The sequence below is a fragment of the Pseudomonas sp. JUb52 genome (assembly GCF_004341115.1).
GTDB classification, from domain to species: Bacteria; Pseudomonadota; Gammaproteobacteria; order Pseudomonadales; family Pseudomonadaceae; genus Chryseomonas; species Chryseomonas oryzihabitans.
The window spans coordinates 15,516-38,346 of sequence record NZ_SLYS01000014.1 but is presented as its reverse complement, the minus strand read 5'-3'; the positions used below and the strand labels follow the sequence as shown (position 1 = coordinate 38,346).

Sequence of the window (22,831 nt, the reverse complement as noted above, 5' to 3'; positions counted from 1 at the left end):
CATGTTCGGCTCCACGCTCTGGTTGACGCTGGCTACCCTCGCCGGGCTGGTTCTGGGATTTGCCCGGGAGTGGCTGCTGGTGCATGCCTGGGGGGCAGGTCTGACCAGCGACGCCTTCCTGGTGGCCCTGTTTCTACCGGAAGCCGTGCGTACCGCCCTCGCTACGGGTTTACTGAGCAACGCAGCGCTACCGCTTTATCAGCAGCGAACGGCGCCGGCGCGGGCGCGCTGGCTCGAGGCCCTGGCGCCCAGCGTTCTGCTCCTGGCGTCCGGTGGCGCGCTGACGTTGACGCTGGGTGCCGACGCCTGGACAGGTGTGGTGGGCGCCGGCTTGAGCGAGGTGGGCGGAGAGCAGGCCACCGCAGCCCTGAAGATACTGGCCTGGTGCTTGCCCGGCTTGTGCCTGCACGCTCTGTTCGGTGTGGCGGCCCTGACACGTGAACGCTATCTGCTGAACGGGTGCGGCTCCCTCCTGTTCAACCTGCCGCCGGTGGTCTGCCTCTTGGCCTGGGGGAGCGCCATCACCATCGAGACACTGGCGTGGAGCTGTGTGGTAGGCAGTCTACTGATGCCGCTGTCATTGTGGCCGACCGCCTGGCGTGAAGGCTGGCGACCCTGGCGCTGGCCGGACCCCGGCGTTGTCGGTCAGGAACTGGCAGGGCGACTGGGTCCCTTGCTGGTCAGCGCCTGCGCCAGCAATGGCCTGGCCTTGCTCGAGCGAATGGTGGCTTCCTGGCTGGGGGAGGGCGTGGTGACCTGGGTCAATCTGGCACGCAAGCTCATCAATCTGCCCTTGGTTGCGCTCATGAGCCTGAACCAGATCCTCCTAGCGCTGATGAGTGGCCTTGTCTGGGATGCCCGTCTGGCGGTGCTGAGAGTAGGCCTGCAATGTGCGGCCCTGCTGACCTTGCCGGCAATGGTCGGTATCGTCACCACGGCTCCGGCGCTAGTGGCAATGCTGCTGCCGGCCCAGGTGGGAGGTGATCGCCTAGCGTTGCTGCTGGTATGGTTTTCCGCGCCGCTGGCGGTAGGCGCCTGGAATGCCATGCTGGCCCGTTACGCCTACGCGGCCGGGGACACCCGATTGCCACTGCGCTGCGAGCTGACGGGCAATCTGGTCAATGCCTTGAGCCTGTTGATACTGCCCAGTGTGCTGGGTGTGGCGGGCATCGCGGTCGCCGCACTGCTCGGTCTGCTGACTACCACGGCAACACTGCTGAAACGTCTGGATCTGCTCGAGCAGGTTGCCTGGCGCGACCAGGGCCTGCTCAGCTTTTGTGCTTTCTGCATGGCCCTGCTGCTGGGGGACTGGTGGCGAACCTTGCCCTATCTGGCTCTGCTAGGCCTGGGTACCCTGGCCGGCGTCATCCTGCTCGCCGGTCTGGCCTGGCGCTGGAAGCCTTGGCATGCATGAGACCTGACTCAGGCCTGGGCGGCGAAGCTCAAGGCCTGTTGCAGGGCGGCCTGGCCGACCACCTCGCCGATCACCAGGATCGCCGGACTGCGCAGCTGGAAGAGGGTGGCGTCCACCTGTAGGTCTTGCAGGGTGGAGCGGCACTCGCGCTGGCTGGGCAGGGAGGCGTTCTCGATCATGGCCACCGGGGTGGTCAGCGCCAGGCCGCCGTCCAGCAGGCCTTGCTGGATCTCGGCCAGTCGCGCAACGCCCATGTAGACCACCAGGGTCGTACCGGTGGCGGCCAGGGCCGGCCAGTTGGGTGCGCTGTCGTCCTGGGTGTGGGCGGTGACCAGGGTCACGCCACGGGCCACGCCTCTCAGGGTCAGGGAGATGCCGCAGGCGGTGGCGCCGGCCAGGCCGGCGGTGATGCCATTGACGATCTCGCTGCTGACACCGCGCGCGGCCAGCCATTCGGCTTCCTCGCCGGCGCGACCGAAGATGCAGGGATCACCGCCCTTCAGCCGGGCCACGCAACGGCCCTGGCGGGCATAGCGCAACATCAGTCGATGGATGAAGGCCTGTGGCGTGGAGCGGCAACCGCCGCGCTTGCCGACGCAGATCACCCGGGCGGTCGGGCAGTGTTCGAGCACCGCCGGATTGACCAGGTCATCGATCATCACCACCTCGGCCTCGCCCAAGGCGCGCACCGCCTTGAGGGTCAGCAGCTCGGGATCGCCGGGGCCGGCACCGATCAACCAGACTTTCCCGCTCATGTAGTGACCTCTCGTTTCCAGGGTGGCGACTGTAACGCAAAAAAAAGGCGTCCCGCTGCAAGCAGCTGGGACGCCTTTGTCCGGAGGGCCTTTCCTCGCCGTTGAAGAAAGACCTATGTGCACTGTGGAATTGCAGGCTTCATGCCAAGGTCCGTATCCGTCCTTTCGGGCGGTTTGCGGCAGGAAATGGCCCTCTGGCTGCCTCTTTTGGGCGCAGCGTGCTGCAAAAGAGGGCGTGGCGTCCCCAAGCCTTCAGTGCCGATAGAGCCAGAGCAGCACCAGCAGCAGATTGAGCAGCAGCGAACAGGCAGCCACGCTCTGCCAGGTACGCAGGGGATCGCGCTGCAGCAGTGGCAGCGGGCGGGCCAGGGGGTGGCGTTCGCCCTGTTCCAGCAGCAGCAGGGCTTCTTCCGCGGTTTCGAAGCGCTCGGCGGGATCCACTGCCACGGCACGCTGCAGCCAGTCGTCGAGCCAGGCCGGTACATCCGGACGCCGGCGCAGGACGCTGGCCGGCGCGCCGAAGCGAGGGCGCTGGAAGGGTTCCACCTCGCCATAGGGATAACCACCGGTCAGCAGCTGATAGAGGGTCACCCCGGCCGCGTAGAGGTCCTGGGCCGGACTCGGTTCTGCGCCTTCGAAGGATTCCGGTGCCCGGTAGCTGGGGGTGCCCGGACTGTCCTGCAAGTCCTGGGACAGTTGCGGGCAGTAGGCCAGGCCGAAGTCCAGCAGGCGCAGTTCACCGTCCCGGCCACGGTGCAGATTGTCCGGCTTGATGTCGCGGTGGAGGATGTTGCGTCTGTGCAACTGGCCGAGCGCACGTAACAGGCGCGAGGCGACGTCCAGCCAGTCGGCCAGGGCCAGGGGGCCGTCGTTGGTCAGTTGCTGCGCCAGGGTGCGCCCCGGATATTCGCGCTGCACGAAATAGAGATGGGCGCGCCGTGGCAGCGGATGCACCTCGACGAAGGCGCGGCCGGCGACGCGACGCAGGAACCACTCCTCCATGAGCAGGGCATGACCGGCCAGGGTGTCGAATTGCAGCGCCGCGGGCAGGGTCTTGAGCAGCCAGGGACGACCACCTTCGTCGGTGACCCGGTAGAGCAGCGATTGCCGCGACTCGGCCAGGCGCTCCACCACCGTCCAGCCCTCGAAGGCCTGCCCAGGTTTCAAGGCGGGCAGCGGCGGCCAGGTATCGGCATTGGCCAGGGTATCGGCCAGGGAGATATCCGGCAGGCGATCGACCCGCACCAGCAGGGCGCTGGCATTGTCCTGGCCGCCGGCATGCAGGGCGCCGGCCACCAGCGCCTGGGCGGTGGCGTCCAGATCGCTGACGCCGTCGACGAGGATGCGCCTCATGCTGTCTTCGCCCAGTGCGGCCCAGACGCCGTCGCTCACCAGGAGCAGGGTTTCGCCGGCTTCCAGCTCGCCTTCGCGAAAATCCACCACCAGGTGGTTTTCCAGGCCTAGGGCACGGGTCAGCACATGCTGCATGCCGGCCTGCTGCCAGACGTGGTCGACGGTGAGACAGGTCAGCCGCTCGCCATGCCAGCGATAGGCGCGGCAGTCGCCGACATGGGCCAGGGTGTAGCGCCGTCCGCGGATCACCAGGGCGGTAAGGGTAGTCAGCAGGGGCTGGCCATTGCCTGCGGCCTGCAACCAGCGATTCTGCGCGAGCAGCAGCCGTTCCAGCGCCTGGGCCACCGGCCAGGTCTCCGGGGTGGAATAGTAATCCTGGGCCAGGGCCTGAAGGGTGGCCCGAGCGGCAAGGCCGCCGTCCGGACAGCCGCTGACGCCATCGGCGAGGGCGAACAGGTACCCCTTGGTCGCCGCCAGCGCCGCGCTGGGCTGGACACTGCGCAAGGCGTCCTGGTTTTCCTTGCGCGGACCGGTCGCGGAGGCTTCGGCGAAGGCGAGTTCTAGGGGCATGGACGGGGCGCCAGAGGAGAGAGAAGACAGGCGATGCAAAAGCGATACCCGCCCACCGGACGCCCCGGGTCCATCACCAGATTTCGACGCGCTGCTCGTCCGGCCGGACCATGGCATCGCCCGCCTTGCAACTGAAAGCCTTGGCGAAGTCCGGCATGTTGGACGGCGCGCCGAGGGCGCGGAATCTCATGGGCGCATGGGGATCGGTGTTGAGGAACAGGCGCGCCTGCTCTTCACGGATCGAGCCCCGCCAGACCCGCGCCCAGTTGAGGAAGAAGCGCTGCTGCTGGGTGTAGCCGTCGATCTTGCGCGTGGCCTCATCCGGATTCTTCGCCAGGGCCAGTTGCAGAGCGTCATAGGCGGCATTGATGCCGCCGAGGTCGCCGATGTTCTCGCCCAGGGTGAGCTTGCCGTTGACGTGCAGCTCCGGGTGGTCCGGTAGCGGCTGGTAGTTGTCGAATTGCTGCACCAGCTTGCCGGTGCGGGCCTCGAAGGCCTTGCGGTCGGCCGGAGTCCACCAGTCCACCTGGTTGCCCGCACCGTCGAACTTGCTGCCCTGGTCGTCGAAGCCATGGCTGGCCTCGTGACCGATCACCGCGCCGATGCCGCCGTAGTTGATGGCGTCGTCGCCGTCCGGGTAGAAGAACGGCGGCTGCAGGATGGCCGCGGGGAAGTTGATGGTGTTGTCGGTGGGGCTGTAGTAGGCGTTGACCGTCTGCGGATACATGCCCCATTCCTTGCGGTCGGTGGGCTTGCCGATCTTGTCCAGGTCATGCCGGTAGTTGAAGCGCGAGGCGGCTTCCAGGTTGGCATAGAACCCCTGGGGCTGGAGGGTCAGGCCGCTCCAGTCGCGCCAGCGCTCCGGATAGCCGATCTTGGGCAGGAAGCTGTCCCACTTGGCCAGCGCCTTCTGCTTGGTCTCGGGGCTCATCCAGTCGAGCTGCTCGATGCGCGCCTTGAGCGCCAGCATCACGTTGTCCACCAGTTCCTGGGCGCGGGCCTTGGCCTGGGGCGAGAAATGCTCCTGCACATAGAGCTGGCCGAGACCTTCGCCCATGGCGCCGTTGACCGCGCGCAGCACCCGCTTCCAGCGCTCGCTCTGCTGCTGCTGGCCGCTGAGGGTCTTCTGGTTGAAGTCGAAGCTCTCCTGCTGGAAGGGCTTGGACAGCCAGGGCGCGGCGTCGTCGATCACATGGGCACGCAGATAGGCCTGCCACTGCTCGACGGGGGTCTCCGCCAGCATCCGGTCGAATTCGGCGAAGAAGCCCGGCTGGGACAGCGAAAAGCCCCGCTGGCCGGTGACGCCCTGGCTGGCGAAGAAGGCCTGCCAGTCGAAGTGCGGCGTCACCTTGTTGGCCTCGGCGAAGCTCAGGTAGTGATACTGGTTCTCCGGATTGCGCAGCTCCACCGGCTTGACCGAGGCGCGCGCCAGGCGACTTTCGAAGGCCAGCACCAGCTCGGCCTGGGCGTCGGCCTGGGCCTTGGGTACGCCGGTCAGGACCAGCAGCCGGGCGATATGACCCAGATAGGCCTGGCGCAATTTGGCGTAGTCGGCTTCGGTGTAGTAATCGGGGGTCGGCAGGCCCAGGCCGCCCTGGTAGGCATAGGCGATCTGCTGCTTGGCATTCTGGTAGTCGGCGCCGGAGCCGAAGGAGAACACCTGCATGTCGCCGCGGGCGAAGCTCTGTTGTAGGTACTTCACGACATCGGCCGTGGTGCGCAATCTATCGATGGCCGCCAGTTGCGCCTGGATCGGCCGATAGCCGGCGCGCTCGATGGCGGCCTCGTCCATGCCCGAGCGATACAGCCAGCCGATCTTCTGTTCCACCGACCCCGCTGCCGCACGATCCGCCGTGCGGGCCGCCCGCTGCAGGATGGCGTGCTGGTCGTTGAGCGATTTCTCCCCCAGGGCCATGAAGGAACCCCAGCGCGACTTGTCCGGCGGGATCGGATTGGCGGCGACCCACTTCCGGTTGACGAAGGTATCGAGGTCGCTACAGGCGGTGGCGGGGTCACCCAGTTCGGTGACGTCGAAGACAGGGGCGGCGAAGGCCTGGCTGCCGAGCAGCAGGCCGACGGCGAGGGTGAGGGGTTTCAACGCAGGCATGGGAGAAAAGGGTCTCCAGGAAAGGACAGGGAAAGCAGGGTAGGGCGTCGAGGGTAGCGGTCGGGGCGCGACCCTGCCAAGGCGCGTCTTGCCGTGACCCCAGAAACGACGATCCCCGCCGAAGCGGGGATCGTGGACAACGCCCTGGATCAGAACACCGTCAACTGCGCCAGTTGCAGCAGCGGCTGCGGATAGACGCCGAGGACGAAGGTGGCGATGGAAATGGCGATCAGCATCACGCCACCGGCGCGCTGACCCCAGTTCATCGGCGCGTCGTGGCGCTGCAGGCCCTGCTCGGTCAGGTACAGGGTGACCATCACGCGCAGGTAGTAGAACAGGCCGATGGCACTGCCCAGCACGATGGCCGCGGTCTGCCACCACATGCCCGCTTCCACGCCCACGGTGATGACGTAGAACTTGCCGATGAAGCCGGCGGTTAGCGGGATGCCGGCCAGGGACAGCATCATCACCGTAAGGGCCGCGGTCAGGTACGGACGGCGCCAGAACAGGCCGCGGTACTCGAACAGGGCATCGGCGTCACGCTGACCGTTGCTCGGGCTGGACATCAGGGTGATCACGCCGAAGGCGCCCAGGCTGGTGAAGACATAGGTCACCAGATAGACCGCCACGGCTTCCATCGACAGGCCTTCGCCCGAGGCCACCGCCACCAGCAGGTAGCCGAAGTGGGAGATGGAGGAGTAACCCAGCAGACGCTTGAGGTTGCTCTGCATCAGCGCCAGCAGGTTGCCCACCAGCATGGAGGCGATGGCGATGAAGGCGATGGCATCGTGCAGCCAGCCGTCCTCGGTGGCCATGGGCATGGTCTGGAACACCCGTACCAGCACGGCGAACACGGCGACCTTGCTGGCGGTGGCGAGGAAGGCGCCGACCGGCGCCGGGGCGCCCTCGTAGACGTCCGGGGTCCAGAGGTGGAAGGGCACCAGGGACAGCTTGAAGCCGAGACCGACGATCAGCATGCCGAGGCCGATTTCCATCAGCAGGCCGGTGCTCGCCGGGGCATCCATCTGCATGCCGATGTCGGCGAAGTTCAGGCTGCCGGACTGGGCGTAGAGCAGGGCCATGCCGAACAGCAGGATGGCCGAGCCGGCGGCGGACAGCACCAGGTACTTCATGCCGGCTTCCAGGGAGCGGCGATTGAAGTAGCTGTAGGCCACCAGGCCGTAGACCGGTACCGACAGCAGTTCCAGACCGATGAACAGGCCGGTGACGTTCTGCGCCGCCACCAGCACCAGACCGCCGGTGGCGGAGATCAGCAGCAGTAGGTACAGCTCTTCGCGGTTGCCCGGATAGCCTTCCATGTAGGCATGCGACAGGGTCATGCAAGCCAGGGTGGCGATCAGGATCAGCGCCATGTAGAAGCAGGTGAAGCCATCGATGCGCAACAGCGGGGTGACGTCGATGGCACCGACGCCCAGAGCCGGGATGCAGGACAGCAGGGCCAGGTTGAGACCGATCACGCCCAGGGTCGGGATGATGGTGTGATCCCGCCGCCAGGCGATGCCCAGCATCACCACCACGGCGGTGAAGCCGGTGATGATGATCGGCAGGAGGGCGATGAAGTGTTCGTAGGTAAAGGTCATGGCGCTCTTACCGGGCGGAAACGAGAGAGGAGAAGGCTTCGCCGAGCCACTGCTGGACACCGGCCATGCTCGCGGCCGAGGTATCCAGCACCGGCTGCGGATAGACGCCGAGCAGCACCAGCAGCACGCCAAGCAACAGCAGCATCGACAGCTCCCGTGCGTTCAGACCCGGCAGAGCGCCTTCGGCCTTGGCCGGACCGAAGTACGCGCGGTGGATCATGATCAGCGAGTAGACCGAGGCGAACACCAGGCCGAAGGTGGCGATGACGGTGATCATCGGCACCACCGGGAAGGCGCCCAGCAGGATCAGGAATTCGCCGACGAAGTTGCCGGTACCCGGCAGACCCAGCGAGGCCGAGGCGAAGAACAGACTCAGCGCCGGCAGGTAGGGCACTCGCGCCCAGAGTCCGCCCATCTGGCGCATGTCACGGGTGTGCATGCGCTCATAGAGCTGGCCGCAGAGAATGAACAGGCCGGCGGCGGACAGGCCGTGGGCGATCATCTGCACCACCACGCCTTGCAGCGCCTGGGGGCTGCCGGAGTAGATGCCGATCAGCACGAAGCCCATGTGTGAGACGCTGGAGTAGGCCACCAGGCGCTTGATGTCGGTCTGGGCGAACGACAGGATGGCGCCGTAGAAGATGCCGATGATGCCCAGCCACATGGCGATCGGCGCGAATTCCGCAGAAGCGTTGGGGAACAACGGGATGGCGAAGCGCAGCAGGCCGTAGGCGGCGGTCTTGAGCAGGATGCCGGCGAGGTCGACGGAACCGGCGGTCGGCGCCTGGGCGTGGGCATCCGGCAGCCAGGAGTGCACCGGCACCACCGGCAGCTTCACCGCGAAGGCGATGAAGAAGCCCAGCATCAGCAGGTATTCCAGCTTGGGATCCAGTTGCAGCTGCAGCAGGTCTTCGTAGTCGAAGGTCAGGACGCCGGTGGCACCGTAGTTCACCAGCACCAGGGCGATGATCGCCACCAGCATGATCAGGCCGCTGGCCTGGGTGAAGATGAAGAACTTGGTGGCGGCGGTGATGCGGCTCTTCTTGCCGTCCGCGGAGCTATGGCCCCACAGCGCGATCAGGAAGTACATCGGCACCAGCATCATTTCCCAGAAGAAGAAGAACAGGAACAGGTCCAGCGCCAGGAACACCCCCACCACGCCGCCGATGATCCACAGCAGGTTGAGGTGGAAGAAGCCGACGTGGCGCTGCACTTCGCGCCAGGAGCAGGTCACCGCCAGCACACCGAGCAGGCCGGTGAGCAGGATCATCAGCAGCGACAGGCCGTCGAGGCCGAAGTGCAGGCTGATGCCGAAGCGCGGAATCCAGTTCATCTGGAATTCCGCGGTCCAGGCGGTTTCGGCGCCAGGGGCCGGAGCCAGGCTGTAGTCGCCGTGGGCCCACAGCCACAGGCCGAGCACCAGCTCCAGCAGCATGGTGAACAGAGCGATCCAGCGGGGCACCAGCGGGCCGGTCTTTTCCGTGAGGAAGCAGAGCAGGCCGCCGATGAAGGGGATCAGGATTAGCCAGGGCAGAAGCATGACGTGTACTTATCCTTAGTCAGGGGGTCAGGCCAGCAGCAGCGCGCCGAGCAGCAGCACGGCGCCTCCCACGATGGAAGCCGCGTACCAGCGCAGACGGCCGTTCTCGGTGATGCTCAGTGCCAGGTTGCCACCGCGGGCCAGCATCGGGATCAGGCCGATGGCCTGGTCGATGGGATCGCGGCGCAGCAGGCGGGCCAGCAGCAGGTACGGCTTGACGAAGATCAGGTCGTACAGCCAGTCGAAGCCCCAGGCGTGATACCACCAGGTCCCGAAGAAGCGACCCGGCGCGCTCTTGGCCAGGCCGTTCACGAAGGAACGCTTGCCGAGGAAGAGCAGGGCGGCCAAGAGGATACCGGCGATGGCGATGGCCCCCGAGGTGATTTCCAGCGAGTGCTTGGCTTCGCCACCGGCATGGCCGATGGATTCCGGCAGCACACCGGCCAGCGGCGGCACGATCATCGCGCCGACGAAGGTCGAAAGCACCAGCAGCACCGCCAGCGGCAGGTTGTGGGCGATGCCGTGGCCGGCATGGGCGTCGGTATGCGCCTGGCCGTGGAAGGTGATGAAGATCAGGCGGAAGGTGTAGATCGAGGTCAGGAAGGCACCGGCAAGGCCCGCATAGAGCAGGTAGGTGTGGCCGCTGGCCATGGCTTCCCAGAGGATCTCGTCCTTGGAGTAGAAGCCGGCGGTGACCAGCGGCAATGCCGCCAGCGCCGAACCACCCACCACGAAGCTGGCGTAGGCCAGGGGAATCTTCTTCCACAGGCCGCCCATCTTGAAGATGTTCTGCTCGTGGTGGCAGGCCAGGATCACCGAGCCCGAGGCGAGGAACAGCAGCGCCTTGAAGAAGGCGTGGATCATCAGGTGGAAGATCGCCGGTTGCCAGGCGCCGACACCCAGGGCCAGGAACATGTAGCCGATCTGGCTCATGGTCGAATAGGCCAGGATGCGCTTGATGTCGGTCTGCACCAGGGCGGCGAAACCGGCCAGCACCAGGGTCACGGCACCAACGATGCCGACCAGGTGCAGGATCTCCGGGGCCAGCAGGAACAGGCCGTGGGTCCGGGCGATCAGGTAGACGCCCGCGGTCACCATGGTCGCCGCGTGGATCAGGGCGGAGACCGGAGTGGGGCCGGCCATGGCGTCCGCTAGCCAGGTCTGCAGCGGCAGCTGGGCCGACTTGCCGACCGCGCCGCCGAGCAGGGCCAGGGTGGCCAGCACGATCAGCGGATCGCCGCTGGCGAAGACGTCGGGCGCCTTCTGCAGCAGCTCCTGGATGTCCAGGGTGCCCAGGGTCATGAACAGGATGAACAGACCGAAGGCCATGAAGACATCACCGACGCGGGTGACGATGAAGGCCTTCAGCGCGGCGTTGCCGTTGGCGCGCTCGCTGTAGTAGAAGCCGATCAGCAGATAGCTGCACAGGCCCACGCCTTCCCAACCGAAGTACAGCAGCAGCAGGTTGTCGCCGAGAACCAGCAGCAACATGCTGAAGATGAATAGGTTGGTGTAGGCGAAGAAGCGCGAGTAGCCCTCTTCACCGCGCATGTACCAGGACGCGAACAGGTGGATCAGGAAGCCGACGCCGGTGACCACGCCGAGCATGGTCAGCGACAGGCCGTCCAGGTAGAGCGCCATGTTGGGCGCGAAGCCCTCCACGTTCATCCACTGCCAGAGGACGAGGGTCAGGTGGCCGTCGGCGGGCGGCGCGACGTGGAAGTTCCAGCCGACCCAGGCGGCGACCAGCGCCGCCAGGCCCACCGAACCCACACCGATCAGCGCGGAGAGATTCTCCGACAGCCGACCGCGGGAAAAGGCCAGCAGGAAGTAGCCGACCAGGGGAAAGGCGAAGGTGAGGGGTAGCAGGTTCATCCGTGCATCTCGCTGGCGGCATCGACGTCGAGGGTGTGGAAGCGGCGATAGAGCTGCAGCAGGATCGCCAGGCCGATACTGGCCTCGGCGGCGGCCAGGCTCAGCACCAGGATGAACATCACCTGGCCGTCGGGAGCGCCCCAACGACTACCCGCGACCACGAAGGCCAGGGCGGCGGCGTTCATCATGATTTCCAGACTCATGAGCACGAAGAGGATGTTGCGGCGGACCATCAGGCCCACCAGGCCAAGGGCGAACAGGGCGCCGGCGAGGGCCAGGCCGTGTTCCAGAGGTATGGCGTTCATTGGCTGTTCTCCAGTCCTTGGCGACTCACTCGCCGATCCCGTCTTTGACGTCGCTGCGACCCAGGTGGTAGGCCGCGACCAGGGCACCCAGCAGCAGCATGGAGGCCAGTTCGACCGCCAGCAGATAGGGTCCGAACAGACTGATGCCCACGGCCTTGGCTTCCACCGAGGTGTGGCCGATGGCGGCGCCGCCCGGGGTGCGCGAGAGCACCACCAGCAGTTCCACCAGCAGCGCACCGGCCAGGATCGAAGGACCGATCCAGACCTTGGGGGTCAGCCACTTGCGCTCCTGCTCGGCGACGACCGGCCCGAGGTTGAGCATCATCACCACGAAGACGAACAGCACCATGATGGCGCCGGCGTAGACGATGATCTCCAGGGCCCCGGCGAAGGGCGCGCCCAGGGCGAAGAACACCATGGACACGGCCAGCAGCGAGATGATCAGGTACAGCAGCGCATGCACCGGATTGGTGTTGGTGATCACCCGGAAGGTGGCCAGGACGGCCACCCCAGCGGAGAAATAGAAGGCGAATTCCACGACAGCTCCTTAGGGCAGCAGGCTCTTCACGTTGATCGGCTCTGCCTCGCTTTGCGCGGCACCCTTGGGCTTGCCCGCGATGGCCATGCCGGCCACGCGGTAGAAGTTGTATTCCGGATACTTGCCCGGACCCGAGATCAGCAGGTCCTGCTTCTCGTACACCAGCTCCTGGCGCTTGAACTCGGACATCTCGAAATCCGGGGTCAGCTGGATGGCGGTGGTGGGGCAGGCCTCCTCGCACATGCCGCAGAAGATGCAGCGCGAGAAGTTGATGCGGAAGAACTCGGGGTACCAGCGGCCGTCTTCGGCTTCGGTCTTTTGCAGCGAGATGCAGCCGACCGGGCAGGCGACGGCGCACAGGTTGCACGCCACGCAGCGCTCCTGGCCGTCGGGGTCACGGGTGAGCACGATGCGGCCACGGTAGCGCGGCGGCAGGTACACGGGCTCCTCGGGGTATTGCAGGGTGTCGCGCTTGCGGAAGGCGTGGCCGAAGACCATCACCACGCTGCGCAACTGGGTGTAGGTGCCATGCAGGACGTGCAGGATTTCCTTGATCATGACGAATACCTCACTGGCCGATGGCCGGCGTGGCGCTATAGAGCACCACCGCACCGGTCACCAGCAGGTTGATCAGGGTCAGGGGCAGGCAGAACTTCCAGCTGAAGGCCATTACCTGGTCGTAGCGCGGACGCGGAATGGACGCGCGCAACAGGATGAAGATCATGATGAAGAAGGCGGTCTTCAGGGCGAACCAGACAAAGGACAGCCAGGGCAGGGTGTCCAGGAAGGGACCGTGCCAGCCGCCGAAGAACAGGGTCACCAGCAGCGCCGAGATCAGCACGATGCCGATGTACTCGCCGACGAAGAACATGCCCCACTTCATGCCCGCGTATTCGATGTGGTAACCGTCGGCGAGCTCCTGCTCGGCTTCCGGCTGATCGAAGGGGTGACGGTGGGTGACGGCGATGCCGGCGATGAAGAAGGTGCAGAAGCCGAAGAACTGGGGAACGATGAACCACCAACCCTGGTGCTGCGCCTCGACGATGTCCCTCATGTTGAAGGAACCGGTCACCGCGACGATGCCCATCACCGACAGACCCATGAACACCTCGTAGGAGAGGGTCTGGGCCGAGGCGCGCATGGCGCCCAGCAGCGAGAACTTGTTGTTGCTCGCCCAGCCGGCGAAGAGCACCGCATAGACGTTGACGCCGGCCATGGCGAAGAAGAACAGCAGGCCGATGTTCAGGTCCGCCACGCCCCAGGTGGGAGTGATCGGGATGACCGAGAAGGCCACCAGCAGCGACCCCATGGCGATCACCGGTGCCAGGGCGAAGATCATCTTGTCGGCGAACGGGGGCGTCCAGTCCTCCTTGAAGAACATCTTCAGCATGTCGGCGCCCAGCTGGAAGGCGCCGAAGGGACCGACCCGGTTGGGACCGTGGCGGTCCTGCCAGAGACCCAGCAGGCGCCGTTCGACGAAGCTCAGCAGCGCCCCGCAGATGACCACCGCCAGGAGGATGACGATGGCCTTGAGGACGCCGATCACCACGGCGATGAGGGTGGGGGTGAGCCAGGTCATGCCGCGGCCTCCTGCAGTCCTTCCACGGTGAGGCCGGCGAAGTCCACCGGAATCCCTTCGAAGCCGGCGGGCAGGCCAACCAGGCCGGCGGACAGCTCGGGCTTGATCTGCAGCGGCAGGCGCAATTCCTGACCAGCGACCTGCAGGCGCAACAGGGCACCCTCGTTGACGCCCAGGCGATCGGCATCGGCCTTGGCCAGCGCCACGTAGGCGGCTGGAATGCGCTCACGCACAGGTTCGGCGCGGGAAGAGGTCTCTTCGCTGCCGAACAGGTGGTACAGCGGCACGGCCTGGAAGCCGGACGCGGTACCGCGCACTGCGGCGGCCGGGACGGCGAACCAGCTCAGGCGATCGCCCTGGGTCTCGATCAGACGCACGCCCGGATCGCCGGCGCGCAGGTGACCACCGACCTCGTCCTGGAACTTGTTCCAGGCCTGGGGCGAGTTCCAGCCCGGAGACCAGGCGAAGGGGATCTGCTGACGCGGCTCGGCGCTGCCGGCATAGCCTTCCATGGAGAAGGCGAAGGCGGTGTCGGCGTCCTGGGGCGCACGCGGCTCGTGCACGCTGAGGTTGGCGCGCATGGAGGTGCGGCCGCTGTAGCGATGCGGTTCGCGGGCGAGCTTGAGGCCCTTCACCCGGAAGCTGGCATTGGGCGCGGCGTCGCGGATGCCGTCCAGATGCGGCGCAGCGGCGGCCACGGCGTCGGTGACATGGTCCAGCTGGGTCCAGTCCACCGGACGGTTGTCCAGGGTGTTGCGCAGGGCGTGCAGCCAGCGCCAGCCTTCGCGGACCAGGCTGGAAGGATCGTAGTAGCTCGGCTCATAGACCTGGAAGAAGCGCTGGGCGCGACCTTCCTGGCTGACCAGGGTACCGTCGCCTTCGGCGAAGCTCGCCGCCGGCAGCACCAGATCGGCACGCTGGGCGGTAGCGGTGCGCTGGTGATCCAGCACCACCAGCACCTGGGCGCGCGCCAGGGCCTGATCCACCCGCTGGGCAGGGGCGCGGCGATAGAGGTCGTTCTCCAGCACCACCAGGGCATCGGCCTGGCCGTTTTCCAGGGCCGCGAAGGCGTCTTCGACGGACTCGCCGCCGTACAGCGCCAGGCCCAGGCTGTTGGCTTCGGGCACCACCAGGCTCAGGGAGCCGGCCTTGCCCTTGGCGGCCAAGGCCTTGGCCAGGTTGGCGGCGGCCTCGATCAGCGCCGGCTCACCCAGGGAGGTGCCGGAAACCACCAGCGGACGTTCGGCCGCCAGCAGGGTCTCGGCCAGCAGGCGCGCCTGCTCGGCGACCTCGTCGCTCAGGCCATCGACGGCAGGGGCGCTGGCGTCGATGGCATGGGCCACGGCATGGCCGAAACGGGCCAGTTCCAGCGGCGAGCCATGCAGACGGGCGTCGGCGACGTCGTCCAGGCGGGTGGCGGCGACGCTGGCGATGAACAGCGGATTGCGCTCGCTCTGGCCGATGTTCTGCACGGCAGCGTTCAGCCAGGGCTGGATCTTCTGCGCCGCGGCCATGGCCTCGGGCTTGCCCTTGACGGACTGCCGCAGGGACAGCGCCAGGCGGGCCGCGGTCTGGGTCAGATCCTCGCCGAGGACAAAGACGGCATCGTGCTTTTCCATGGCGCGCAGGGTCGGGACGGGCAGGGGGCTATCCTTGAGGACCTGCAGCACCAGGCGCACGTTGGCCAGGTCACGGGCGCTCATGCCGCTGTAGAAGTTCTCGGCGCCGACCAGTTCGCGCAAGGCATGGTTGCTTTCCAGGCTGGCACGCGGCGAGCCGATGCCGATCACCTTCTTACCGCGCAGCAGCAGGGCCGCGCGATCCAGGGCAGCGTCGATCCCGGTTTCCAGGCTTCCATCTTTCAGCAGGGCCTGGCGCGGCCGATCCTTGCGATTGACATAGCCATAGCCGAAGCGGCCACGGTCGCAGAGGAAATACTGGTTCACCGAGCCGTTGAAGCGGTTCTCGATGCGGCGCAGTTCGCCATAGCGCTCGCCGGGGCTGATGTTGCAGCCCGAAGAGCAGCCATGGCAGATGCTCGGGGCGAACTGCATGTCCCACTTGCGGTTGTAGCGCTCGGAGTGGGTCTTGTCGGTGAATACCCCGGTGGGGCAGACCTCGGTCAGGTTGCCGGAGAATTCGCTCTCCAGGGCACCGTCCTCGACGCGGCCGAAATAGACGTTGTCGTGGGCGCCGTAGACGCCCAGATCCGTACCGCCGGCGTAATCCTTGTAGTAGCGCACGCAGCGATAGCAGGCGATGCAGCGGTTCATCTCGTGAGCGACGAACGGGCCGAGGTCCTGGTTCTGGTGGGTACGCTTGGTGAAGCGATAGCGGCGCTTGTTGTGACCGGTCATCACCGTCATGTCCTGCAGGTGGCAGTGGCCGCCTTCTTCGCAGACCGGACAGTCGTGGGGATGGTTGGTCATCAGCCATTCGATGACCGAGCTGCGGAATTCCTTGGCTTCGGCGTCTTCGATGGAGATGTAAGTCTTGTCGCTGGACGGCGTCATGCAGGACATGACCAGGCGCCCGCGGGTGTCATTCTCGTCGGCGAACTGCTTCACCGCGCACTGGCGGCAGGCGCCGACGCTGCCCAGCGCCGGGTGCCAGCAGAAATAGGGGATGTCGAGCCCCAGGGACAGGCAGGCTTCGAGGAGGTTGTCCGCCCCGTCGACCTCGTACGTCTTGCCGTCTACGTGGATAGTGGCCATAGGGTTTTCTTCTCACCCGCGCAGGGCGGGTCTGGCTAATGGGAAAACGTTCGCGCCGCCCTGACGATCGCCGGAGGCGGCGCCGGCCGGAGCGGGTCCGGCCAGAAAGCGATGGAAGCGACCCCCGCGGGGGCCGATCCTCAGGTCACGCTCGCCGAAGCAGTCGGCCGTGGCTCGGTTGGCGCCTTGCGCACACCGGCCTCGAACTCTTCGCGGAAATACTTGATGGCACTACCCAGGGGCTCGACGGCACCCGGTGCGTGGGCACAGAAGGTCTTGCCCGGGCCGAGGAAGTTGACCAGTTGCAGCAGGGTGTCCAGATCGCCCTGCTGCCCCTCGCCCTTTTCCAGGCTGCGCAGGAGCTTGACGCTCCAGGGCAGGCCGTCGCGGCAGGGGGTGCACCAGCCACAGGATTCCCGGGCGAAGAACTCCTCCATGTTGCGCAGCAGCGAGACCATGTTGACGCTGTCGTCCACGGCCAGGGCCAGACCGGTACCCATGCGGGTACCGACCTTGCCGATGCCGCCGGCGTACATCTGCGCCGAGAGGTGCTCGGGCAGCAGGAAGCCGGTACCGGCGCCACCGGGCTGCCAGCACTTGAGTTTGAAGCCGTCGCGCATGCCGCCGGCGTAGTCCTCGAACAGCTCCTGGGCGGTGATGCCGAAGGGCAGTTCCCAGACGCCGGGATTCTTCACCTTGCCGGAGAAACCCATGAGCTTGGTGCCCATGTCTTCGCTGCCTTCGCGGGCCAGGCTCTTGTACCAGTCGACGCCACCCGCGACGATGCCCGGCACGTTGCACAGGGTCTCGACGTTGTTGACGCAGGTCGGCTTGCCCCAGACGCCGACGGCCGCGGGGAAGGGCGGCTTGGAGCGCGGGTTGGCGCGGCGGCCTTCCAGGGAGTTGATCAGCGCGGTCTCTTCGCCACAGATGTAGCGACCGGCGCCGGTGTGGACGAACAGTTCGAAGTCGAAGCCACTGCCGAGGATGTTCTTGCCCAGCAGGCCGGCAGCCTTGGCTTCTTCCACCGCGCGCCGCAGGTTGGCGGCGGCGTCGACGTATTCGCCGCGCAGGAAGATATAGCCGCGATAGGCCTTGAGCGCCCGGGCACTGATCAGCATGCCTTCCACCAGCAGATGCGGCAGCTGCTCCATGAGCAGGCGGTCCTTCCAGGTGTTGGGCTCCATCTCGTCCGCGTTGCACAGCAGGTAGCGGATGTCGAGGGATTCGTCCTTGGGCATCAGGCCCCACTTCACGCCGGTGGGAAAGCCCGCACCGCCACGGCCCTTGAGGCCGGAGTCCTTGACTTCCTGGACGATGGCATCGGGGGCCAGCTCGGTCAGCGCCTTGCGCGCCGCGGCGTAGCCGTCCTTCGCCTGGTATTCCTCCAGCCAGACCGGGGCGCCGTCTTCACGCAGGCGCCAGGTCAGGGGGTGGGTCTCGGGGGTACGGGCGATGCTGTTGGCAGGCCCGAAGGAGGTCAGTCTCATGCGTATCCCTCCAGCAGTTTGGCCACGCCCGCGGGTTGGACATCGCCATGGGTGTCGTCGTCGATCATCAGCGCCGGGGCCTTGTCGCAATTGCCCAGGCAGCAGACCGGTAGCAGGGTGAAGCGGCTGTCGCCGGTGGTCTGGCCCAGGCCGATGCCCAGCTGCCGCTGGATCTCGCCAACCACGGATTCGTGGCCGCCGATGTAGCAGGTCATGCTGTCGCACACCCGGATGATGTGGCGGCCGACCGGTACGCGGAAGATCTGGCTGTAGAAGGTGGCCACGCCCTCGACGTCGCTGGCGGGAATGCCCAGCACTTCGCCGATGGCGTAGATGGCGCCGTCCGGCACCCAGCCACGTTCCTTCTGGACGATCTTCAGGGCCTCGATGGACGCCGCGCGCGGGTCCTCGTAGTGGTGCATCTCGTGCTCGATGGCCGAGCGCTCGGTTTCGCTCAGGACGAAACGGTCGGTTTGGATCAGGGTTTCGGTGCTCATGCTCAGCGGTCCACGTCGGCCATGACGAAGTCGATACTGCCCAGGTAGGCAATCAGGTCGGACACCATGCTGCCGCGGATGACGGCCGGGATCTGCTGCAGGTGCGGGAAGCTCGGCGTCCGGATGCGGGTGCGGTAGCTCATGGTGCTGCCGTCGCTCGTCAGGTAATAGCTGTTGGCGCCCTTGGTCGCCTCGATCATCTGGAAGGCTTCGCCCGCCGGCATCACCGGACCCCAGGACACCTGCAGGAAGTGGGTGATCAGGGTCTCGATGTGCTGCAGGGTGCGCTCCTTGGGCGGCGGCGTGGTCAGCGGGTGATCCGCCTTGTACGGGCCTTCGGGCATGTGCTGCAGACACTGCTCGATGATGCGCAGGCTCTGGCGCATCTCCTCGACGCGCAGCATGCCGCGGTCGTAGCAGTCGCCGTTGTGGGCGATGGGCACTTCGAATTCGAAGTTTTCGTAGCCGGAGTAGGGGCGGGCCTTGCGCAGGTCGAAGTCCAGACCGGTCGCGCGCAGGTTGGGACCGGTGACACCCCACTCCAAGGCTTCCTTGGTGTTGTAGACGGCGACGTTCTTGGTCCGGCCGATGAGGATGCTGTTCTTCATCGCGGCCTTTTCGTACTCGTCCAGACGCTTGGGCATCCAGTCGAGGAATTCGCGGACCAGCTTGTCCCAGCCACGTGGCAGGTCGTGGGCGACGCCGCCGATGCGGAACCAGGCGGGGTGCATGCGGAAGCCGGTGATGGCCTCGATCACCTTGTAGGCGCGCTGACGGTCGGTGAAGGTAAAGAACACCGGGGTCATGGCGCCGACGTCCTGGATATATGTACCCAGGTACAGCAGGTGGCTGTTGATGCGGAAGAACTCGGCCATCATCACGCGGATGAAGTCGACCCGCGACGGCACCTTGATGCCGGCGAGCTTTTCCACCGACAGGACGTAGGGCAGGTTGTTCATCACCCCGCCCAGGTAGTCGATCCGGTCGGTATAGGGGATGTAGCTGTGCCAGGACTGGCGCTCGGCCATCTTCTCGGCGCCGCGGTGGTGGTAGCCGATCTCCGGCACGCAGTCGACGATCTCTTCGCCGTCCAGCTGCAGGATGATGCGGAACGCACCGTGGGCAGAGGGGTGGTTCGGACCCAGGTTGAGGAACATGAAGTCGGAATTCTCCGCGTGCTCCTTCATGCCCCATTCCTCGGGCTTGAATCTCAGGGTTTCCTGTTCGAGATCCTGCTTGGCGGCGTTCAGCGCATAGGGATCGAACTCGGTGGCGCGCGCCGGATAGTCCTTGCGCAGCGGGTGACCCTGCCAGTTGTCGGCCATCAGCATGCGCTTGGGCAGCGGGTGACCGTCGAAGTGGATGCCGTACATGTCCAGCACTTCCCGCTCGTACCAGTTGGCATTGGGGAAGATGCCGGTGGCGGTGGGCAGGCGCAGGTCGTTGGCGGACAGGGCCACCTTGAGCATCACATCACTGTTACGGTCGATGGACAGCAGGTGGTAGAAAACGGTGAAGTCCGCGTTGGGCAGGCCGCGGCGGTGAGTCCGCAGGCGCTCGTCCACGCCATGCAGGTCGTAGAGCATGACGTAGGGGCGGGGCAGGTTGCGCAGGAAGCGCAGTACTTCGATGATTCTTTCGCGCGCCACCCAGATCACCGGCATGCCGGTACGGGTGTCTTGCAGGGTCAGGGCGTCGGCGCCGAATTGGCCCTGGAGTTCGCCAACCACCGACGCTTCGCCGGCAGGGGCGAGCGCAGAGGCGGACAGAGCGGTGTCTGCGGTCATGATGTTCCGTCGCTAATCGATCGTCGTCAGCGTGCAGGTCCCGAAGGGGACTTACACTTCGTCTGGGCTGCGCAGGTTGGTGACCTGGATGCGGCGCTCGCGGTTCTGCTCGCGCTGCGAGGGCATCTCGGCGCGGTAGATACCCTGGTCGCCCACCACCCAGGAAAGGGGGCGGCGCTCTTCACCGATGGAGTCCTGCAGGAGCATCAGGCCCTGGAGGAAGGCTTCGGGGCGAGGCGGGCAGCCGGGCACATAGACGTCGACGGGCAGGAACTTGTCCACGCCCTGAACGACCGAGTAGATGTCGTACATACCGCCGGAGTTGGCGCAGGCGCCCATGGAGATCACCCACTTGGGTTCCAGCATCTGCTCGTACAGGCGCTGGATGACCGGGGCCATCTTCATGAAGGGGGTGCCGGCGATGACCATGAAGTCGGCCTGGCGCGGCGAGGCCCGGATGACTTCGGCGCCGAAGCGGGCGATGTCGTGGGGCGCCGTGAAGGCGGTGGTCATCTCCACATAGCAGCAGGACAGGCCGAAGTTGTACGGCCACAGGGAATTCTTTCGCCCCCAATTGACCGCGCCCCGCAGGACATCTTCGAGCTTGCCCATGAAGATGCTGCGGTTGACCTGACTTTCGACGGGGTCGGCCACGGTTTCCCGCTGGCCGGCCGGATAGCGGTCTACTGCCGCATCGGGATCGATCCGGGTGAGATTGTATTGCATTGCCAAAGCCTCATTGTTTCGACTTCGCCTGCCGCTCGCGACGGCTCGCAGGCGCCCAATCGAGCGCTCCGATTCGCCACAGGTAGACAAGACCCGCCAACAGAATTGCTATGAAAATGGAGGCTTCCACGAAGCCGGCCCATCCCGATTCACGGATGGACACCGACCAGGCGAAGAGAAAGAGGGCTTCGACGTCGAAGATCACGAAGAGCATCGCGACCAGGTAGAACTTGGCAGAGAGACGGAGACGGGCACCCCCGGTGGGGACGATGCCGGACTCGAAGGGGTCGTTCTTGCTACGGCCTACGGCTTTGCTACCGAGGAGGCTCGAGACTCCGAGCATGAAGGCGATCAGACCGACCACGCCCAGGAGAAATACCGCGAAGCTCCAGTTGTGGGTCAGTAGGCTGATCGACTCAGACATGCTTTGAATCCTTAATTATTGGGTATCAGGCGCTATCAGTGCGACACGGTGTCGCAAGACAGACAGATTTTATGCTCTATCGATTCATTCTGTAAATTTATTGGTCCAAAAAGATTCTATTGGACTGCTTTGAATCAAACTAAACAGAACTTCCGATTTATTTGAGAATGAATATAAGAATTATTCTCAAATAACTTCCTGCTGTTCCTGTGTCCTAGATTGCCAGGCGCGGCAGGAGTTCTGCCGTTCGCCGGTTTGCTAGTCGATGAGGTCGGCGCGGATGCTCAGCTGACGATCGTCACGGCCTTCGGTGGAGTAGTGGCGGACAAGGCCGCTCCGGTCGCCCTCGATCTGCTGCCGGAAGCCGCCCAGGTCCAGCCACTGGCCCAGGGGGCCGCTGATGCGGGTGGCGGCGCTCTGGGTCTGCACCGTGCCCGGACGCATGGCGGCGGCCCGGTCATCGACGCTGCTGATGTCCAGGTGTACCAGATTGCCGCTCAGTCGGGCGGTGACCTGAAAGCCCCGTTCGAGGCGGCGATAATCGGTCTGGGCGTAGCTCTGACCATAGGGCGAGGTCTGGTAGGTAGTCACCGGGACGTCTTCACCGAAGCGGATGAAGGCGGGGTAGCCCTCGGTGACCTGGACGCGCTGGGCGCCATCCTCCCTCTGGTCGGTGCTGTCTTCGATGATGCGTACCTGGGGCGCACGCACGTCGCCGTTTACCGAATAACCCTGACTGGCGCCCGAGCTGCCGGCACGGGTGGCCAGGGTGATGAGCAGGCGCCGCGGTTGGGTGTCCAGCTGGGCCAGCAGACTCTTGAGTTCGGCCAGCTTGGCCGGCTCGGCATTGACGATCAGCTGATTGCCGTAGACGTTGACCTGGCCTTCATTGCCAAGGACGGCTTGCAGGGTGGGCAGCAGATCGTCGGCGGTGCGGTATTGCAGGGGTATGACCTCGGTACGAGGCGCCGCCCAGACGGTGGCCGTCGCCAGCAGCAGGAACGCCAGCAGACCTTTCACAGCACCATCCTCCGCAGTTCCTGATCCGGCTGGCTGCTGGCCCAGAGGCGATCGAAGACCTGCTGCTGAACCTTGACGGCGGCGCGGTCGCCGTAGCGGACGAAGCCCGTGGGTGCGCTGCCCGTGCGGCGCAGCAGGGCCTGGTCGTCGACGATGAGGCAACTACCTTCCGGTTGCCGATCGGCCGGTGGCCGCCGGATAAGCAGATTGCTGGTCAGGCGCTGCGCCAGGGCGATGAGCCTGTGCCCCTGGCGCATGGCGAGGGCGCTGTCGTTGATGAGGATGCGGACCTGATGCCGCGGATGGCCCAGCAGCAGACGCTTGATCGCCGCTTCGACGGCGAGGTTGTCGTAGAGCGGTGCTTCCAGATCGGGCGTCTGGATGCTCAGCTGGCGGCTGGCTTGGCCGATGAGGCGGACACCGTGCTCACGCAGGGCGTCCAGGCCTTCGAGGCGCAGGGCGAGGTCCTGGCCGAGCTGGGGTTCGGGCAGTCCGTCCAGGGTCAGATCGGCAAAGGACTCGTCCACGGCGGCTCC

At 65.8% G+C, this 22,831-nt stretch carries 19 protein-coding genes; 1 reads left to right on the top strand and 18 read right to left on the bottom strand.

Features of this window, described 5'->3' with window-relative positions; all coding sequences use genetic code 11:
* Position 1: 1 nt before the first annotated feature.
* The gene (locus EC839_RS20100; protein WP_132833082.1) at positions 2–1,414 is read left to right on the top strand and encodes a lipid II flippase MurJ; all 1,413 of its coding nucleotides are present in this window, start codon (positions 2–4) and stop codon (positions 1,412–1,414) included.
* An 8-nt stretch (positions 1,415–1,422) separates the two neighbouring features.
* Here EC839_RS20100 and cobA read toward each other — a convergent pair whose 3' ends face one another.
* The 18 genes from cobA to EC839_RS20010 all read right to left on the bottom strand — a co-directional run bounded on the left by cobA (position 1,423) and on the right by EC839_RS20010 (position 22,822).
* Positions 1,423–2,169, bottom strand: a complete 747-nt coding sequence (gene cobA, locus EC839_RS20095) for a uroporphyrinogen-III C-methyltransferase (RefSeq protein ID WP_132833081.1) — start codon at positions 2,167–2,169, stop codon at positions 1,423–1,425.
* A 252-nt stretch (positions 2,170–2,421) separates the two neighbouring features.
* Positions 2,422–4,092, bottom strand: coding sequence for a bifunctional protein-serine/threonine kinase/phosphatase (locus EC839_RS20090; RefSeq protein WP_132833080.1), 1,671 nt, complete (start codon positions 4,090–4,092; stop codon positions 2,422–2,424).
* A gap of 73 nt (positions 4,093–4,165) precedes the next feature.
* The gene (locus tag EC839_RS20085) at positions 4,166–6,199 is read right to left on the bottom strand and encodes a M13 family metallopeptidase (RefSeq protein ID WP_256681088.1); all 2,034 of its coding nucleotides are present in this window, start codon (positions 6,197–6,199) and stop codon (positions 4,166–4,168) included.
* Positions 6,200–6,348: 149 nt separating this feature from the next.
* Positions 6,349–7,800 (bottom strand): NADH-quinone oxidoreductase subunit NuoN, encoded by a 1,452-nt coding sequence (nuoN, locus tag EC839_RS20080; RefSeq protein ID WP_132833079.1) that lies wholly within the window; start codon positions 7,798–7,800, stop codon positions 6,349–6,351.
* Between the two features lie 7 nt (positions 7,801–7,807).
* Positions 7,808–9,340 carry an NADH-quinone oxidoreductase subunit M gene (gene nuoM / locus EC839_RS20075; protein WP_007158896.1) on the bottom strand — a complete coding sequence of 511 codons (1,533 nt, stop codon included), beginning with the start codon at positions 9,338–9,340 and terminating at the stop codon, positions 7,808–7,810.
* Positions 9,341–9,367: 27 nt separating this feature from the next.
* Positions 9,368–11,215: an NADH-quinone oxidoreductase subunit L gene (gene nuoL, locus EC839_RS20070; RefSeq protein WP_132833078.1), complete on the bottom strand. Its 1,848-nt coding sequence runs from the start codon at positions 11,213–11,215 to the stop codon at positions 9,368–9,370.
* Positions 11,212–11,520, bottom strand: a complete 309-nt coding sequence (nuoK, locus tag EC839_RS20065) for an NADH-quinone oxidoreductase subunit NuoK (RefSeq protein ID WP_007158894.1) — start codon at positions 11,518–11,520, stop codon at positions 11,212–11,214. The genes nuoL and nuoK overlap by 4 nt, the downstream gene beginning before the upstream one ends.
* Positions 11,521–11,545: 25 nt before the next feature.
* Positions 11,546–12,058: an NADH-quinone oxidoreductase subunit J gene (nuoJ, locus tag EC839_RS20060; protein WP_027599799.1), complete on the bottom strand. Its 513-nt coding sequence runs from the start codon at positions 12,056–12,058 to the stop codon at positions 11,546–11,548.
* A gap of 9 nt (positions 12,059–12,067) precedes the next feature.
* A complete protein-coding gene (gene nuoI / locus EC839_RS20055) occupies positions 12,068–12,616 on the bottom strand; it encodes an NADH-quinone oxidoreductase subunit NuoI (protein ID WP_007158892.1) in 549 nt (182 codons plus the stop codon).
* 10 nt (positions 12,617–12,626) lie between these two features.
* Positions 12,627–13,637, bottom strand: a complete 1,011-nt coding sequence (gene nuoH / locus EC839_RS20050) for an NADH-quinone oxidoreductase subunit NuoH (RefSeq protein WP_132833077.1) — start codon at positions 13,635–13,637, stop codon at positions 12,627–12,629.
* Complete coding sequence (gene nuoG, locus EC839_RS20045; RefSeq protein ID WP_132833076.1) at positions 13,634–16,351, bottom strand: NADH-quinone oxidoreductase subunit NuoG; 2,718 nt, start codon at positions 16,349–16,351, stop codon at positions 13,634–13,636. Before nuoG ends, nuoH begins: the two co-directional genes overlap by 4 nt.
* Before the next feature lie 140 nt (positions 16,352–16,491).
* Positions 16,492–17,841 carry an NADH-quinone oxidoreductase subunit NuoF gene (gene nuoF / locus EC839_RS20040; protein WP_132833075.1) on the bottom strand — a complete coding sequence of 450 codons (1,350 nt, stop codon included), beginning with the start codon at positions 17,839–17,841 and terminating at the stop codon, positions 16,492–16,494.
* A complete protein-coding gene (gene nuoE, locus EC839_RS20035; protein WP_132833074.1) occupies positions 17,838–18,338 on the bottom strand; it encodes an NADH-quinone oxidoreductase subunit NuoE in 501 nt (166 codons plus the stop codon). The genes nuoF and nuoE overlap by 4 nt, the downstream gene beginning before the upstream one ends.
* A 2-nt stretch (positions 18,339–18,340) precedes the next feature.
* The gene (nuoC, locus tag EC839_RS20030; protein WP_017642311.1) at positions 18,341–20,125 is read right to left on the bottom strand and encodes an NADH-quinone oxidoreductase subunit C/D; all 1,785 of its coding nucleotides are present in this window, start codon (positions 20,123–20,125) and stop codon (positions 18,341–18,343) included.
* A 51-nt stretch (positions 20,126–20,176) separates the two neighbouring features.
* Positions 20,177–20,851: an NADH-quinone oxidoreductase subunit B family protein gene (locus EC839_RS20025; RefSeq protein WP_007158886.1), complete on the bottom strand. Its 675-nt coding sequence runs from the start codon at positions 20,849–20,851 to the stop codon at positions 20,177–20,179.
* Between the two features lie 10 nt (positions 20,852–20,861).
* On the bottom strand, positions 20,862–21,275 hold the full coding sequence (locus EC839_RS20020; protein ID WP_007158885.1) for an NADH-quinone oxidoreductase subunit A: 414 nt from the start codon (positions 21,273–21,275) through the stop codon (positions 20,862–20,864).
* Positions 21,276–21,533: 258 nt separating this feature from the next.
* Complete coding sequence (locus EC839_RS20015; protein WP_132833073.1) at positions 21,534–22,295, bottom strand: secretin N-terminal domain-containing protein; 762 nt, start codon at positions 22,293–22,295, stop codon at positions 21,534–21,536.
* Positions 22,292–22,822, bottom strand: a complete 531-nt coding sequence (locus EC839_RS20010; protein ID WP_132833072.1) for a hypothetical protein — start codon at positions 22,820–22,822, stop codon at positions 22,292–22,294. The genes EC839_RS20015 and EC839_RS20010 overlap by 4 nt, the downstream gene beginning before the upstream one ends.
* Between the last annotated feature and the right edge of the window lie 9 nt (positions 22,823–22,831).